At 63.0% G+C, this 16,321-nt stretch carries 11 protein-coding genes; 8 read left to right on the top strand and 3 right to left on the bottom strand.

What is annotated here, in order from left to right:
• Nucleotides 1-71: 71 nt before the first annotated feature.
• On the bottom strand, nt 72-1,055 hold the full coding sequence (gene cyoA / locus AC0Z42_RS19735; protein ID WP_485469881.1) for a ubiquinol oxidase subunit II: 984 nt from the start codon (nt 1,053-1,055) through the stop codon (nt 72-74).
• Between the two features lie 218 nt (nt 1,056-1,273).
• Here cyoA and AC0Z42_RS19730 point away from each other — a divergent pair, with 218 nt between their 5' ends.
• Nucleotides 1,274-2,620: an MFS transporter gene (locus AC0Z42_RS19730; RefSeq protein ID WP_485469880.1), complete on the top strand. Its 1,347-nt coding sequence runs from the start codon at nt 1,274-1,276 to the stop codon at nt 2,618-2,620.
• 68 nt (nt 2,621-2,688) lie between these two features.
• Here the strand turns inward: AC0Z42_RS19730 and AC0Z42_RS19725 are convergent, their stop codons facing one another.
• On the bottom strand, nt 2,689-3,897 hold the full coding sequence (locus AC0Z42_RS19725; RefSeq protein ID WP_485469879.1) for a tetratricopeptide repeat protein: 1,209 nt from the start codon (nt 3,895-3,897) through the stop codon (nt 2,689-2,691).
• A 149-nt stretch (nt 3,898-4,046) separates the two neighbouring features.
• Here AC0Z42_RS19725 and AC0Z42_RS19720 point away from each other — a divergent pair, with 149 nt between their 5' ends.
• From AC0Z42_RS19720 to AC0Z42_RS19705, 4 genes are read left to right on the top strand one after another with little or no spacing between them, the layout of a single operon-like run.
• Nucleotides 4,047-7,538 (top strand): response regulator, encoded by a 3,492-nt coding sequence (locus AC0Z42_RS19720; protein WP_485469878.1) that lies wholly within the window; start codon nt 4,047-4,049, stop codon nt 7,536-7,538.
• Nucleotides 7,538-8,449, top strand: a complete 912-nt coding sequence (locus tag AC0Z42_RS19715) for a CheR family methyltransferase (protein ID WP_485469877.1) — start codon at nt 7,538-7,540, stop codon at nt 8,447-8,449. The genes AC0Z42_RS19720 and AC0Z42_RS19715 overlap by 1 nt, the downstream gene beginning before the upstream one ends.
• Nucleotides 8,439-9,635: a hybrid sensor histidine kinase/response regulator gene (locus AC0Z42_RS19710; protein ID WP_485469876.1), complete on the top strand. Its 1,197-nt coding sequence runs from the start codon at nt 8,439-8,441 to the stop codon at nt 9,633-9,635. The genes AC0Z42_RS19715 and AC0Z42_RS19710 overlap by 11 nt, the downstream gene beginning before the upstream one ends.
• A gap of 2 nt (nt 9,636-9,637) precedes the next feature.
• Nucleotides 9,638-12,127, top strand: coding sequence for a hybrid sensor histidine kinase/response regulator (locus tag AC0Z42_RS19705; RefSeq protein WP_485469875.1), 2,490 nt, complete (start codon nt 9,638-9,640; stop codon nt 12,125-12,127).
• Here AC0Z42_RS19705 and AC0Z42_RS19700 read toward each other — a convergent pair.
• Nucleotides 12,124-14,571 carry a response regulator gene (locus tag AC0Z42_RS19700; RefSeq protein ID WP_485469874.1) on the bottom strand — a complete coding sequence of 816 codons (2,448 nt, stop codon included), beginning with the start codon at nt 14,569-14,571 and terminating at the stop codon, nt 12,124-12,126. The genes AC0Z42_RS19705 and AC0Z42_RS19700 overlap by 4 nt on opposite strands.
• A gap of 166 nt (nt 14,572-14,737) precedes the next feature.
• Between AC0Z42_RS19700 and AC0Z42_RS19695 the strand changes: the two genes are divergently transcribed.
• From AC0Z42_RS19695 to AC0Z42_RS19685, 3 genes are read left to right on the top strand one after another with little or no spacing between them, the layout of a single operon-like run.
• A complete protein-coding gene (locus AC0Z42_RS19695; protein ID WP_485469873.1) occupies nt 14,738-15,643 on the top strand; it encodes an alpha/beta hydrolase in 906 nt (301 codons plus the stop codon).
• Nucleotides 15,640-15,876 (top strand): DUF7661 family protein, encoded by a 237-nt coding sequence (locus AC0Z42_RS19690; RefSeq protein WP_485469872.1) that lies wholly within the window; start codon nt 15,640-15,642, stop codon nt 15,874-15,876. Before AC0Z42_RS19695 ends, AC0Z42_RS19690 begins: the two co-directional genes overlap by 4 nt.
• Nucleotides 15,869-16,303 carry a DUF6678 family protein gene (locus AC0Z42_RS19685; RefSeq protein ID WP_485469871.1) on the top strand — a complete coding sequence of 145 codons (435 nt, stop codon included), beginning with the start codon at nt 15,869-15,871 and terminating at the stop codon, nt 16,301-16,303. The genes AC0Z42_RS19690 and AC0Z42_RS19685 overlap by 8 nt, the downstream gene beginning before the upstream one ends.
• Nucleotides 16,304-16,321 lie beyond the last annotated feature (18 nt).

Below are 16,321 nucleotides of genomic sequence, written 5' to 3'. Positions count from 1 at the left end.
AGGGAGGCGCCAGGCAAACGGCGCCAGTATCTGCAGCGCCTGGTGCATGCGCTGCGGGATTCATGCAGTTATTACTTGGCTATCACGCCCTTTTCAACTACTGCATCGCTAGCGACTACTGCCGTTGCGGCCGCTACCGGGCTGTCTGCCAGTGCCAGCTTGTATGGCTGGACCGGCGTCACGCACAGCGCGTCGGAGACGATGGTGCGATTCAGGATGGCCTTGTACAGATCGACCGGCACGTTGCTGTAGCGGCGCACCGGATCGCGCTCGCTTGGCTGGACCAGGGTCAGGTAGTCGTCGCGGTTCAGCGCGCCGCCGCCTGCACGGGTGGTTGCCACCCATTTGTCGAACTCTGCATCGTTCACGCCATGGAACTTGAAGCGCATGCCCGAGAAGCCCGCGCCGCTGTAGTTGGCCGAAAAACCGTCATAGACGCCCGGCTTGTTGATCACCGCGTTGAGCTTGGTCTCCATGCCCGGCATGGCGTAGATCTGACCTGCCAGCGCCGGAATGAAGAACGAGTTCATCACCGACTGTGCGGTAATCTTGAAACGGATAGGACGGTCGACCGGTGCAACCAGTTCATTGACGGTGGCGATACCTTGCTCCGGGTAGATGAACAGCCATTTCCAGTCCATCGCCACCACTTCGACGATCATCGGCTTGGTGCTTTCCGGAATCGGACGATTGGCGTCGATGCGGCTCAGCGGACGATACGGGTCGAGCGTATGGGTGCTGATCCAGGTCAGCAGGCCCAGCACGATGATGATCAGCAGGGGCGCGCCCCAGATAATCAGCTCAAGACGGGTCGAGTGGTCCCACTCAGGCTCATATTTGGCCTCGGTGTTGTTTTTTCTGTAGCGCCAGGCGAACAGCAGGGTCAGAGCGATTACCGGGACGATAATCAGCAACATCAGCAACGTGGAAATGACAATCAGATTGCCTTGCTGAGCTGCGATATCACCGGACGGGTTCAGTACCACCGTATTGCAGCCTGCCAATAAGGTGAGGGGCAACAGAGCCAGTCCGTGACGAAGTTTAAGTGAAAACATACAGGAAAATCCAGTACAGGGGATGAAGATATGGTACTTTATTCCTACTGGAGCACAAGGGCAATTGGACGTTTTGTCCCACCCTTGGCCCGGACGTTCATTCAGCACTAAAGGACTTGTCCTACAGCCACTGTCTGAATAGTCCTACTCCGGGCTTGAGACTCCTGGGGTAAGTTATACGTGTTGTCGAACTCGAAACTATATTAAAGAGGCTCACCATGTCCAGCACGCGCATTCATAGCGGCGATGTACCCGCTGATTTCAACCCCCACTCTCTGCGCGACGCAAAGGGAGCCGGCACCGTCGAATCCCATATCGACCCAGGTGAGATCGCCGTTGGCGTGATCATCGGCCGCGCTTCCGAATACTTTGACTTTTTTGTCTACGCCATCGCTTCGGTGCTGGTGTTCCCGCAGGTGTTCTTCCCGTTCGAGGAACGCCTGGAGGGCACATTGTACTCCTTCCTGATTTTTTCCTTTGCCTTCATCGCCCGTCCTTTCGGCACGGTGATCTTCATGGAAATCCAGCGCCGGCTCGGGCGCAGCGCCAAGCTGACCATCGCCCTGTTCCTGCTCGGCGTCTCCACCGCCGGCATCGCTTTCCTGCCAACCTATTCGCACCTGGGCTTTGCCGCCATCGTATGGCTGGCCGTGCTGCGCATCGGCCAGGGCGTCGCTCTTGGCGGTTCCTGGGACGGCCTGCCGTCGCTGCTGGCCCTGAACGCGCCTGAAAACAAGCGCGGCTGGTACGCCATGCTGGGCCAGCTGGGCGCGCCGGTCGGCTTCCTGATTGCCGGCGGCCTGTTCTGGTTCATGCTGGTCAACCTGCCGACCGAAGAATTCCTCGACTGGGGCTGGCGCTATCCTTTCTATGTTGCCTTTGCCATCAACGTGGTGGCGCTGTTTGCCCGCCTGCGCTTGGTATCGACCAATGAATACGCGAAACTGCTCGACGAGCGCGAACTGCAGCCTGTCAGCGTATTTGAAATGAGCCGCGGCCAGGGTCGCAACGTGATGATCGGCGCGCTGGCCGCGCTTGCCAGCTACGCCCTGTTCCACCTGGTGACGGTATTCCCGCTGTCGTGGGTCTCGGTCTACCAGACCCGCGCCGCCTCCGACTTCCTGCAGGTGCAGATGGTGGGCGCGGTGCTGGCCGGGATCGGCATCGTGCTGTCGGGCCTGCTGGCCGACCGCTTCGGCCGCCGCACCACGCTCGGCACGCTGGCCGTGCTGATCGCCATCTTCAGTGCATTCATCCCGAGCCTGATGGGCGGCGGCAATACCGGCCAGGACGCCTTCATCCTGATCGGCTTCAGCTTGCTGGGCTTGTCCTACGGCCAGGCAGCCGGCGCCGTGACGGCCAACTTCCCTGCCCGCTTCCGCTACACCGGCGCGGCCCTGACGTCGGACCTGTCCTGGCTGGTCGGCGCCGGCTTCGCACCGCTGGTGGCGCTGGGTCTGTCGGCCAACTTCGGCCTGGCCTACGTCAGCTTCTACCTGCTGTCGGGCGCCGTCGCCTCGCTGGCGGCGCTGAGCCTGAACCGGGCACTGGAGATCCGCAACTAAGCGCTATTAATATGTAACGAAAAAAAACGGGACCCGATCGGGTCCCGTTTTTTTTTGCAGGGCTGTCCTCACGGCATCATGTGCGTCGTATTGACGAACTGGGCCACGCCATTCGGATGCGCGCTTTTCCACGCTTCCAGTGCCGGACGATAAGCTGGCCGATATTGCAGCAGCAACAGCGCCGGCTCCAGCTGGCCGGCTTGCGCCAGCTTGCGCATGGCCAGCACGCCGCCGTCGCGCAGTTGCAGCGCCTGCTTTTTTTCCATTTCATCGAGCGTCGCCAGCGCCGCGCGCCAGGCCGCCAGTTCGATCTCGAAGGGCGAGGCACCCGCAGTATCGCCCTGTTGCGCGCGTTTTTCCAGGCCACTGGCTTGCGCCAGAGCCAGTGCGAACCAGAAGGCGTCGTCCTGCGGCGTCAGGTCGCCGGCAATGCCGCCTTTGCCCTTGGACTGGACCTGCACCCTCGGCTTGCCGTCGGCGTCGACGCTGCCGCGCGCCTTGACCTGCAAACCGAGCGCGACCAGCGGCACGCCGTGCATCGACTGGAACTGCGCCATGCGCTGCCAGGCCGGGGATTGATCCGGATTGGCGCCGATGCCGCCAGCCAGGGCCGCTTCCATTTCCGGCCATTTTTCCTGGTGCTGCAATGTATCGGACAAAAAGCGCCATGCTTGCTCATGCAGCGGGTCGACCTGGGCCGCCTGGCGAAAGTGCTGTGCCGCCGGCTCCCACTGCTGCAGCGAAAAATGGCAGTCTCCCGCATACACCCAGGCATCGGCATACTGCGGATCGGCGGCGATCGCGCGCTCGTATTGCACCAGGGCGCCGGCGTAGTCCTTTTTCGCAAACAGCTGCTCGCCCTGCTCCACCATGGCACCGGCATTATTCTGCGGGATATATTTTTCCCGCACGCTGCCGCCTGCGAGGCGCCGCATGACTTCCTGCGCCAGCGGATCGCGCGCATCGAGCGACAGCGCGTGCTGCGCCGCCTGCCGGGCCGCACCCAGCGCTGCCTCGCGTTCCTGGCCGCTCAATTGCGGCTGTGCCGACAATACCTGGTACAGCATGGCCAGCGCGCCCACCGGATACGACGCTTCGGGATCGAGCGCCGCCGCCTGCTGGAATTTTTCGCGCGCCGCCTTCAACTGGCCGCTGGAGATCAGGCCCAGGCCCTCCTGCGTCAACGCCTGGCCGCGCTCGCTACCGAGCACCACCGCTTGCGCCCCATGCTGCATCGCGCCGGCCAGCAGCGCGCAAATGACTAGTTTTCTTAACATGATTCCTCATCTTTTTGATCACATCGCACGCGTGCGCCATTGCACCGCCCGTACCGCCTGCTATGCTATCGCCTGCCGCACGATTGCGCCTCAGAAATATTGCTTTTCATTTAAAATTATTTACCCCTGATTATTCTTCCACGGACCCGATGAATACCAAGACCCCGATTGATACTTTCAGTTTCCGCCGCATCCTGGCGCGCAATGTCACCCTGCCGCTGGTGGTCGGGGTACTGACCGCGCTGGTGTTTGTCGGCCTGATCGCCTATTTGCTCAGTGCGCTACGCTCGGTCGAGCATTCCGAACGGGTGATCGGCAACGCCAATGAGGTGATGAAACTGTCGGTCGACCTGGAAACGGGCATGCGCGGCTACCTGCTGACGGGCGACGAGACCTTTTTGGCGCCGTACAAATCGGGCAAGGCCAAGATCGCGGTGGAAATGACCACCCTGCTGGAACTGGTGGCGGACAGCCCGATCCAGGAAGACCGCCTGCGCCGCATCCGCGCGCTGCAGAACCAGTGGACCGACTACGCCGAATCGATCATCAACCAGCGCCGCAACAACCAGGAATATCTGGCGCGCGTGCGCCAGGGCGAAGGCAAGCTGGAATTCGACGAGATCCGCCGTGAATTCCTGTCCTTCCTGGCCATGGAACAGCGCTTGCGCCAGGAGCGCGGCGACTCGGCCGAAGCGCGCACCATAATGGCGGTGGTGGTATTCCTGCTGCTGAGCCTGGGCTTGTCGGGCTTGCTGGCATTTTTGGGCCGGCGCGAACTGATGCGCTTGTCCGACATCTATAACGCGGCGCTGGAACAGCGCGGCAAGGACAACGACGTGCTGCAGGAGCAAGCCTGGCTGCGCACCGGCCAGACCGAACTGGCCGACTACACCAGCGGCCAGCTGGCCGTGCCCCAGCTGGGCCGGCAAGTGCTGGACTTCCTGGCCAACCGGCTCGACGTGGCCGTGGCAACCATCTACGTGACGGAAGACGATGGCAGCCTGCGCCGCGCGGCCGTGTACGGCTTCAGCGACCAGCATATCCAGGACAAGCAGGTCTTCAAGCAGGGCGAAGGCCTGGTCGGCGAGACAGCGCGCGAAAAGCGGCTCAAGCATTTGAAACAGGTGCCCCAGAATTATCTGATGGTGAACTCCAGCCTGGGCCACGGTTCGCCGCTGGAACTGGTGCTGACGCCGGTGAACAACGAAGGCGCCGTCAATGGCGTGATCGAACTGGGCTTTACGCGGCCGGTGGTCCAGCGCGAACTGGAACTGCTGCGCCTGATCGCCGCCAACGTCGGCACTTCGCTGGAAGCGGCGCTGTACCGCCAGCGGCTGCAGAATGTGCTGGAAGAAACCCAGCAATTGAATGAAGAACTGGAAGTGCAGCAGGAAGAGCTGCGCACGGCCAATGAAGAGCTGGGCGAGCAGTCGCGCGTGCTGGAGCAATCGCAGTCGCACCTGGAAGAACAAAAAGCTGCGCTGGAACAGTCGAACGAGCAGCTGGCGGTGCAGGCGCTGGCGCTGGACCAGAAGAACGTGGCCATCGGCCAGGCCCACGACCAGCTCGAAGCGCGCGCCGAAGAGCTGCAGCGCGCCAGCCGCTACAAGTCGGAATTTCTGGCCAATATGTCGCACGAGCTGCGCACGCCATTGAACAGCTCGCTGATCCTGTCCAAGCTGCTGGCCGACAATAGCGGTGGCAACCTGACGCCGGAGCAGGTCACGTTTGCGCAGACGATTTATTCGGCCGGCAATGATTTGCTGACCCTGATCAACGACATCCTCGATATTTCCAAGGTCGAGGCGGGCAAGCTGGACCTGACGCCGGAAGCCATTCCCTTCAATGAACTGCTGAGCAGCCTGAAAATGCTGTTCGGCGCCCAGGCACAGCAAAAGAAACTCGCTTTCACCGTCTCGATGGCGGCAGGCACGCCGCCCTCGTTCGTCAGCGACCGCCAGCGCCTGGAACAGATCCTGAAAAACCTGCTGTCGAACGCCATCAAGTTTACCGACACCGGCAGCGTCTCGGTGCAGGTGGCGATGGACGCGGCCGGCCATGTGCGCTTCCAGGTACAGGACAGCGGTATCGGCATTGCCGACGACCAGCAGCAGAAAGTCTTCGACGCCTTCCACCAGGCCGACGGCACCACCAGCCGCCGTTATGGCGGCACCGGCCTGGGCCTGTCGATCTCGCGCGACCTGGCCACTTTGCTGGGGGGCACCATCGAGTTGTCCAGCACGCCAGGCCAGGGCAGCACGTTTACCCTGGTGCTGCCGGTCGACTGGCAGGAACGCGCCGCGCCCGAGGATGACGCACCGGCGCCGGCCAAGGCCGCGCCGCCCGCGCATATCCGTACCAATTCCGTCGCCATCGCGCCCCTGCCCGCGCCGAAACCGGTGCCGGTCGCCACCTTCAAGGATGACCGCGAAAGCGTGCCGGCCGCCAGCAAGGGTCAGCGCTCGGTGCTGGTGATCGAGGATGAACCGGCATTTGCCGGCATCCTGTTCGACCTGGCGCATGAAATGCATTACCAGTGCCTGGTGGCGCACGGCGCCGAGGAAGGTTTGCGCCTGGCTGCCGAGTTCCTGCCCGACGCCATCCTGCTCGATATCGGCCTGCCGGACCGCCCGGGCCTCTTGGTACTGCAAAAGCTCAAGGAAAACCCGCTGACCCGCCATATTCCCGTGCATATCGTCTCGGGCAATGATCAGGTGCAGGCGGCGATGCAGCTGGGTGCCGTCGGCTATGCCACCAAGCCGCGCACGCGCGAGCAGTTGAAAGACGTGTTCCTCAAGCTGGAATCGAAATTTACCCAAAAAATGAAACGCATCCTGCTGGTCGAGGATGACGAACGCCAGCGCGAAAGCGTGGTGCACCTGATCAGCGACGACGACGTGGAAATCACCGCCGTGGCGTTGGGCGAAGAAGCACTGGCCCTGCTGAAGACACAGATTTTCGACTGCATGATCATCGACCTGAAGCTGCCCGATATCCAGGGCAACGAGTTGCTCGAACGTATGGAGCATGAAGAGCTGTGCTCGTTCCCGCCGGTGATCGTATATACCGGCCGCAACCTGAGCCGCGAGGAAGAAGCGGACCTGATGAAGTATTCGCGTTCGATCATCATCAAGGGCGCGCGTTCGCCCGAGCGCCTGCTTGACGAAGTGACCCTGTTCCTGCACAAGGTCGAGTCGGAACTGTCGAGCGAACGCCAGGGCATGCTGCAGCAGGTGCGCAGCCGCGAACGCGTGTTTGAAGGGCGCAAGATCCTGCTGGTCGACGACGATGTGCGCAATATCTTTGCGCTGACCAATGCGCTGGAGCAAAAAGGCGTGGTGGTGGAAATCGGCCGCAACGGCTTCGAAGCGATCAGCAAGCTTAACAGCGTGGACGATATCGACCTGGTGCTGATGGATGTGATGATGCCGGGCATGGACGGCCTGGAAGCGACGCGCCAGATCCGCGCCGATGGCCGCTACAACAAGCTGCCGATCATCGCCATTACCGCCAAGGCCATGAAGAACGACCAGGAAGAATGCCTGCAGGCCGGTGCGTCCGACTACCTGGCCAAGCCGATCGACCTGGACCGCCTGTATTCGCTGCTGCGCGTCTGGATGCCGAAGATGGAACGCATCTGATGCTGATCGACTACACGGAGGCGCAGCTGCAGGCGCTGATGGACGCCATCTATCAGCGCTACAGTTATGATTTCCGTGATTACTCCGCGCCGTCGCAGCGGCGCCGCCTGAACCACGCCCTGGGCCGCCTGCACTGCGCGACACTCGACGAGCTGCAGCGCAAGGTGCTGAAAGACGCGGGCGCCTTCGGCCAGCTGCTGCAGATGCTGACCGTGCCGGTCACCGAAATGTTCCGCGATCCGGCATTTTTCCTGGCCCTGCGCGAACAGGTGGTGCCGGTGCTGAAAACCTATCCTTCGCCGAAGATCTGGGTGGCTGGCTGCTGCACCGGCGAGGAAGCGCTGTCGCTGGCCATCATCCTGCACGAGGAAGGCCTGCTCGAGCGCAGCCTGATCTATGCCACCGACATCAACCCGGTGGTGCTCGACAAGGCCCGTCTGGGCGTGTATCCGCTGCTTAACATGGACGACTATGGCGCCAACTACCTGGCCGCTGGCGGCCTGGGCAGCCTGGACGAGTACTACACGGTGGAACACGCCACGGCGCGCTTCGACCAGCGCCTGCTGGACCGCATCAATTTTGCCGACCACAGCCTGGCCACCGACAGCGTGTTTGCGGAAACCCAATTGATCTGCTGCCGCAATGTGCTGATCTACTTTAACAAAGCCCTGCAGGACCGCGCCCTGGGGCTGTTCCATGAATCGCTGTGCCACCGGGGTTTCCTGGGGCTGGGCAGCAAGGAAAGCACGAATTTCAGCGCCTTTGCCAGCGAATTCGAACCACAGCCGACACCGGAAAAACTGTACCGCAAGCGCCCTTCCTTCGGCGCCCAGCGACAAGAGACGCGGCACAAGCTGCGCCAGGATGCGCAGCGAGACGCAGCAACACCAGGAAACCGCCATGATGAATGAAACCCGCACCAAATTATTGATCGTCGACGACCTGCCGGAAAACCTGCGCGCGCTGAACGCGCTGATACGCGAAAACGACCGCAGCGTTTACCAGGCATCGTCCGGCGAAGAAGCGCTGGCCTTGCTGCTCGAACACGATTTCGCGCTGGCCATCCTCGACGTGCAGATGCCGGAAATGGACGGCTTCGAACTGGCCCAGCTGATGCGCGGCACCGACAAGACGCGCCATATCCCGATCGTGTTCGTCACGGCCGCCGGCAAGGAAATGAATTTCTCGTTCCAGGGCTATGAAAGCGGCGCCGTGGACTTTTTGCACAAGCCGCTCGACATCAACGCGGTGCAAAGCAAGGTCAATGTCTTCGTTGCCCTGCACCAGCAGCGCGCCGAAACCCGGCGCCAGGTGCAGGCGCTGGAACAGAGCCGCCAGCAACAGGAGGCGCTGCTGCAGGAATTGCGCGCCACCCAAGCCGAGCTGCAGCGCTCCTTGCGCATGCGCGACGAATTCATGTCGATGGTGGCGCACGAACTGCGCACGCCGCTCAACACCCTGTTCCTGGAAACCCAGATGCGCACCCTGAACCTGGAACGCGGCAACCTGGCCGCGTTTGCGCCGGAAAAACTGCCGAAGATGGTAGCGCGCGACGCGCGCCAGATCCGCAGCATGGTGCGCCTGATCGACGACATGCTCGACGTGTCGCGCATCAGCAGCGGCAAGCTGTCGATACGGCGCGAGCCGGTCGACCTGGCCGCGCTGGTGCGGCGCGTGGCCGAAGACCTGGCGCCAGGCACTTCCCCGGACACGGATCAAATCCGGGTGCAGGTACAGGACGACGTACAAATTGAAGGCTATTGGGACGCCTTCCGTGTCGAACAGATCGTCGTCAACCTGATCAGCAACGCGCTGCGCTATGGCGAAGGCAAGCCGGTCGACATCAGCCTGGCGAAAACGCGCAACAGCGCCGTGATCGAAGTGCGCGACCATGGCATCGGCATCGGCCCCAAAGACCAGGAGCGCATTTTCGATGCGTTCGAACGCGTGGTGCACCAGGACCGCACGGGCGGCCTGGGCCTGGGCCTGTTCATCACCAAGCAGCTGGTCGACGCCCACGGTGGCGCCATCACCTTGCAAAGCCAGCCCGGTCATGGCGCGCTGTTCAGCGTGACCCTGCCGCTGGCGGGGTCCTGAGCATGGAGGCCATCGTTTCCGCAGATTTCCTGTTGCGGCTGGACCGCAGCTTGCGCCAACTGGAAGACACCGGCGAGATACTATCCGTTTCGGCGCAACTGCTGGGCCAGCAATTGCAAGCCCAGCAAGTGGCTTGTTTCGATATCGGCCAGCAACTGCGGTATGCCACCTTGCAGCATGCCTGGAGCGACGGCCTGGCGCCGGGCGCTGCCGGTGAATATTTCCTCGGTGAATACGCCGCCGGCCTGGCCGCCGAGCTCGAAGCAGACCGTCCGGTGGCGGTCGACGATGTGACGTGCGACCCGCGCACGGCCACGCCGGGTGCGCTGGCCACCTTTGCACGGCTGGGCATACGCGCCTTCTTGAATATTCCCATCGTCAAGGAAGGCCGGCTGGCCGCCCTGTTCGTGGTGCACAGCCGTGCCGCGCGCAACTGGCAGGCGGACGACATCGCGCTGGCGGTGCAGGCGTCCGAGCGCATCTGGGCCAGCTTGCTGCGCGCCCAGGCCGAGGCCCAGCTGCGGGTCCTGAATGCGGACATGGAACGCCAAGTGGCCGAGCGCACGCGCGAATTCGGCCTGACCTGGCGCATCAGCCCTGATTTGCTGGGCGTGCTGAACCTGGAAGGACGCTTCGAGCATGTCAATCCCGCCTGGGAAACTACCCTGGGCTGGACCGAGCACGAGATACGCACCATGCCGTTCATGGGCTTGATCCACGAGGACGACCGCGCGCCCACGCTGGCAGTATGGCAGGCGCTGTTGCAGGGCCAGCCGGCGCTGCGCTTTGAAAACCGCTACCGCGACAAGGCCGGCGGCTGGCACTGGCTGCAATGGGTGGCCGTGCCGGAGAATGGCAAGATCTATTGCAGCGCGCGCGACGTCAGCGAAGAAAAAACGGCGGCGCAAGCCTTGCGCGCGGCCCAGGAATCACTGGGCCACAGCGTCTCGGCGCTGCTGCAATCACAAAAACTCGAAGCGCTGGGCAAGCTGACAGGTGGCGTGGCGCATGATTTCAACAATGTGCTGCAAATTATTTCCGGCAATCTGCAACTGCTGCAGATCACCGTCGGCGCCGACCCGCTGGCGGCCAAGCGCATCGCCAGTTCCAGCGCCGCCGTCGAACGTGGCGCCAAGCTGTCGGCCCAGCTGCTGGCGTTTGCCCGCCGCCAGCCCCTGAAACCGCTGGTGACCGACTTGAAAGCCCTGCTGCGCTCGACCGAAGACCTGCTGCGGCGCGCCGTCGGCGAAACGGTCGACACGCAAGTACAGATCGCCGACGACGCCTGGCAGGTGCTGGTCGACCCGAACCAGCTGGAAAACGTGATACTGAACCTGGCCATCAATGCGCGCGACGCGATGGATGGCCGCGGCAGGCTGACGGTGTCGCTGCGCAATTGCACCATCGATTGCGCGCAGGACGGCAGTGAAGACCTGGCGCCCGGCCAGTACGTGCAGCTGGCCATCAGCGACACGGGCAGCGGCATCGCGCCCGAGCTGATTGACAAGATCTTCGAGCCCTTCTTTACCACCAAGAAAGAAGGCGAAGGCTCTGGCCTGGGCCTGTCCATGGCTTACGGTTTCCTGAAGCAAAGCGGCGGCCACCTGCGCGTCGAAAGCGTCCCGGGCGAAGGCACCACCTTCCGCATTTACCTGCCGCGCTCGCTCGATGGCGTCACGGAGCTGCCCTTGCAACTGACGGGGCCGGTGCTTGGCGGCAAGGAAACCATTTTGGTGGTGGAAGACGACCCACACGTGCAAACCACCGTGGTCGACATGCTGCGCGGCCTGGGCTACAGCGTGCTGAAGGCCTCCGATGGCCAGGGTGCGCTCAATATCGTTGCCAGCGGGGTGCCGATCGACCTGTTGTTTACCGACGTGGTGATGCCGGGCCCGGTGGCCAGCACGGAAATGGCGCGCCAGGCGCGGCAACTGCTGCCCGGCCTGGCCGTGCTGTTTACCTCAGGCTATACGCAGGACGCCATCATGCATGGCGGCCGGCTCGATACGGGCGTGGAACTGCTCAGCAAACCCTACCGACGCGAGGACCTGGCGCGGCGCATCCGCCATCTGCTGGCCAATCGCCAGCACGTGAGCGGCCTGCAGCAGGAGCTGGAGCAGCAGGCGCCACCGGCCGCCGCGCCCTCAGGCGGACGCAGCATTTTGCTGGTGGAGGACAATGACGACGCGCGCGCCATGACCAGCGAATTGCTGGACATGCTGGGCCACGAGGTGACGGCGGTAGGATCGGCCGAAGAGGCGCTGCCGCTGCTGGCCATGCAGGGCCTGGAAATCTTGCTCACCGACATCAGTTTGCCGCGCATGTCGGGCACCGAACTGGCGGCGCTGGCGGCGCGCGACCATCCGGCGCTGCAAGTAGTGTTTTCCACCGGCCACGCGCCAGCCAATTCCGGCGTGCAAGACCCAGAAGCCCGCTTCCTGCTCAAGCCGTTTTCGGTCGAGCAATTGCAGCAGGCGCTGCAGCCAGACTAGGCGCGTTTCAACGCAGCGGCCAGTTCTTCCAGGCCGAACGGCTTTTGCAAAAACCGCGCCTGGCGGCCATGCGCCAGGCTGGCCGCCCAGCCGTGGCCGGACGCGAAAATCACTTCCAGCCGTGGCCATTCCTCACGCGCGCGGCGCGCAAGTTCCAGGCCCGACATGCCCGGCAGGCTGATGTCGGTGAGCAAAATCTCCAGGCCTGGCAGGCACAACAGCGGCAAGGCTTCCTCGGCGCTGGCCGCGCCATGCACCGTGTGGCCCAGCATGTTGAGCATCTCCATGCTCATCTGGCGCGCATCGTCATTGTCTTCCACCAGCAGCACGCGGCGCCCGGATGGATCGGGCGCGCCGGCCGTGCTGCGGCCGGCCAGCAGGTGGCGGATGCGCCGCGCCAGGTCCTCGCGCCGGTAGGGCTTGCTCAGCAACTCGACGCTGGGCGCCAGCCGGCCGCCCTGCATGATGGCGTTATAGGTGTAGCCCGAGGTAAACAGCACGGCCAGGCCGGGCAGCAGCAGCTTGGCCTGGCGCGCCAGTTCGGTGCTGTCGATGCTCCCCGGCATCACCACATCGGTAAACAGCAGGTCGACCCTGGCGCCGGCCTGCAACTGGCGCAGCGCGCTGTCGCCGTCGTCGGCGTGCAGCACTTCATAGCCCAGGCCGCGCAGCATGTCAACCACCGTATTGCGCACGGCGCCATCGTCTTCCACCACCAGTATTGTTTCAGCGCCGCCCAGCACCGGGCCGGCGCGCCATTGCGGCAGGTCGGCCAGCGTCTCGAACGAGCGTGGCAGGTAGATCTTGAAAGTGGTGCCGGCGCCGGGCGCGCTTTGCACCCGGATATGGCCACCGCTCTGGCGAATGAAGCCATACGCCATGGACAGCCCAAGGCCCGTGCCCTCGCCTTCTTTCTTGGTGGTAAAGAAGGGCTCGAAAATCTGCTCGATCACCGCCGCATCCATGCCGTGGCCGGTATCGGTAATCGTCAGCAGCACATGCTGGCCAGGCTGTGCGTCGGCGTGGCCGGCCGTCGCGGCCTGGTCCAGGGTGACGTTACTCAAGGAAAATGTCAGCCGGCCGCCCTGCTCCATCGCATCGCGCGCATTGATGGCCATGTTCAGCAGCACGTTTTCCATCTGGTTCGGGTCGACCAGCACATGCCACAGGCCCACGCTGATAAAAGTTTCCTCGAAAATCAGCTCACCGAGCGCGCGCCGTATCAGTTCCTGCATGCTGGCGAGCAAATGGCCAAGATTGGTGGCCAGCGGTCGCAAGGGTTGGCGGCGGGCAAAAGCCAGCAGCTGCAAGGACAGCTTCGCGCCCCGCTCGACGGCTGATGCGGCCGAATCGAGGCGGCTGGCCGCCTGCGGGTTGCCGGCCACGGTCAGTTTCAGCAGTTGCAGATTGCCCGAGATAATTTGCAGCACATTATTGAAGTCGTGCGCCACGCCACCGGTGAGCTGGCCGATCGATTCGAGCTTTTGCGCTTGCAACAAGGCCTGTTCGCTGCGCAGCAAGGCCTGGCGCGCCTCTTTCTCGTCGGTCACGTCGCGTCCCACGACATGGATCAGCTGTTCGGCCAGCACCACCGTCCAGGCGATGCAGCGGTATTCGCCGTCGCCACGCCGGTAGCGGTTTTCCATGCGCAAGGTGGCGCCGCTGACGGCCAGCTGCGCCAGGCCCTGTATGGTGGCCGCGTGGTCGTCCGGGTGCACCAGGCTGATGAAATCCATGCCCAGGGTGTCGTTTTGCGCACGCGCGAGGATGGCGGTCCAGGCCGGATTGACGGCAATGATTACGCCAAGCAAGTCGGCCACCAGCATGATATCGGTCGAGAGGCGCCACATGCGGTCGCGCTCGGCCGTGCGCTGTATCATGCGATTCTCCAGCGCAGCATTCTGGCCAGCCATTTTTTCCAGCCGGCTCCGCTCGATCACGTGGGCGATGCAGCGCGCCGCCACGCTCATGCTGTCGATATCGGCCTGGGTCGGGTGGCGCGCTACCTGGAAGAACTGGCCCAATACGCCCAGCACATGGCCACGCGCACCAAACACGGGCGCGACCCAGCAGGCACGGTAGCCATGCAGCATCGCTTCCTTGCGCCCGGCGCTCCAGCCCGGTTCGCGCGCGATATCGCCGCAATACACGGGCGCGCCCGTAAACGCCGCCGTGCCGAACGGCGAAGGATGCGGCCCGCCGCCGTCATGGCGCAAGGCCAGGCACAGGTCGTCTGGCAAGCTGGGCGCGCACAGGCCGCAAAAGCGGTCGACCTCGTCGATCAGCGCCACGCAGCCATGCAGCTTGTCGCCATCACCGTCGTCGTCGCCTTGCAGCGCCAGCAACAGCTGCGCCAGCGCGTCGTCCAGTGCCGCGCCCGCCGCGATGGCGCCCAGCGCGCGGTGTTCCGCGTCCAGCAAGTGAAGTATGTCGTGTGCGTGCACCGTATCCGTAAGGCTGAGATGGAAGCTGAAATATACCACGGCGCAAAGTTTCTTAGAATGCAAGACAGAACACTGTTTTTAAAAAATGCGACCTGCAAGCAGGTTTTTGCACGATGGCCGCCATGCTAGAGTGTTGCTTTCATTTTATCTGCCGAAAAGCCGCCCGATGCCCTTGCCCTCCTCCCTGATCGCCACCGCCCTGCTTGCAGCAGCACAAGGCGCCGTTGCCGCCCCAATGACGCTCGACGACTACCTGGCCCTGAACGGCCAGCAAGCCACGGCCCAGATAGCCTACGGCCCGGCCCCCTCGCAATACGCGCAGCTGTTCAGGCCAAGCGGCGCCGGGCCGTTTCCGGTAGTGGTGCTGGTGCATGGCGGCTGCTGGACAGTCCAGTTCGGCGGCATCAAACAAATGCGCAACGTCGCCAGCGCCCTCAGCAGCCAGGGCATCGCCGTGTGGAACGTCGAATACCGCCGGGTCGACGAGGAAGGCGGCGGCTACCCCGGCACCTACCACGACATGCATGCCGCGCTCGACAGCCTGCAAAGCCATGCCAGCCAGTATCAGCTCGACACCAGCCGCATCGTCGCCATGGGCCACTCGGCCGGCGGCCAGCTGGTGCAATGGATCGCAGGCCGCAGCCAGCTGCCGAAAACCAGTCCGCTGTACCGCGACAGCTTTCTGCCGATCGACAACATCATCAGCCTGGGCGGCCTGGCCGACCTGCGCCATGAAGAAAAACTGATAAAAAGCAGCTGCGACCGCGACATCGCGCAACTGGCTGGCAGCGCCAGCACAGACCGCCCCGACATCTACAGCGACACCAACGCCGCCGACCTGATCCCCAACGGCACACGCACCGTCCTGATTACAGGCGAACTCGACACGATTTCCCCACCGCGCGTGGCGCATGATTATGCAGCGAAGGCCGTGAAGGCCGGCGACCATGCGGAGGTGCTGATACTGCCAGGCGCCAGCCACTATGACGAGATCGCGGCGACGTCACCGGCGTGGAAAATGATTTTGCCGGTAATACGGCAGATGCTGGGCCTGCAAAGCGACAGCCGATGAAAACACTGAAATTCAATATCTTCGGCGTCCTGATCGCCATCAAAGGCGCACCCGGCGCATGGCATGCCTTCTACCTGGGCGCCGAAGGCAAACGCCGGCCCGCCGACTTTATCGTGCCCGCCGATGTGGCCGAAGCCGACCTGTGCGAATACCTGGCCGACCTGTTCCACGAAGAAGCCACACCGCGCAACACCACCGCAACTGAGATAAGAACGGAGATAAGCCATGCCTGAACTGCCCACCGCCGGCATCGGCCATAACGATGCGATCCGCAAGAAGATCAACGCCGCCGTCGCCAAACTCAACCTGGCCAGCGCCGCCAACAATACGAAGTGGGACGAGCTGATCCATTACTTCCGCGAACGCGAAGACTGGTGGCCGTCGTACCGCTACAAGGCCGTGACAGGCTTTACCTCCGGCTGGGACGTGGAGTGGCTTTACCACCTGCCCTTCCCGTTCGCCTTGGTCGAATGGTTCGATATCGGCTTGAAGGAACTGGAACCATCAAAAGGCATGCTGCTGGCACGTACCTATATCGACCATACGGAAGAAATATCGAGTGTGGTCAGGAAAATCGGTCTGGAATTCGAAGTGCGTGGGGATGTGCTGAGGATTTGGGGGTATTTGCCGAAGTCTTATGACGATTTTCCGCCGGCGTAGCGACACAGACGAAAGAGA

It is taken from the genome of Janthinobacterium sp. 1L-D-8-B-C4 (assembly GCF_057291295.1).
The sequence above is the reverse complement of the archived record's forward strand: the minus strand, read 5'-3'. Positions and strand labels throughout refer to the sequence as shown.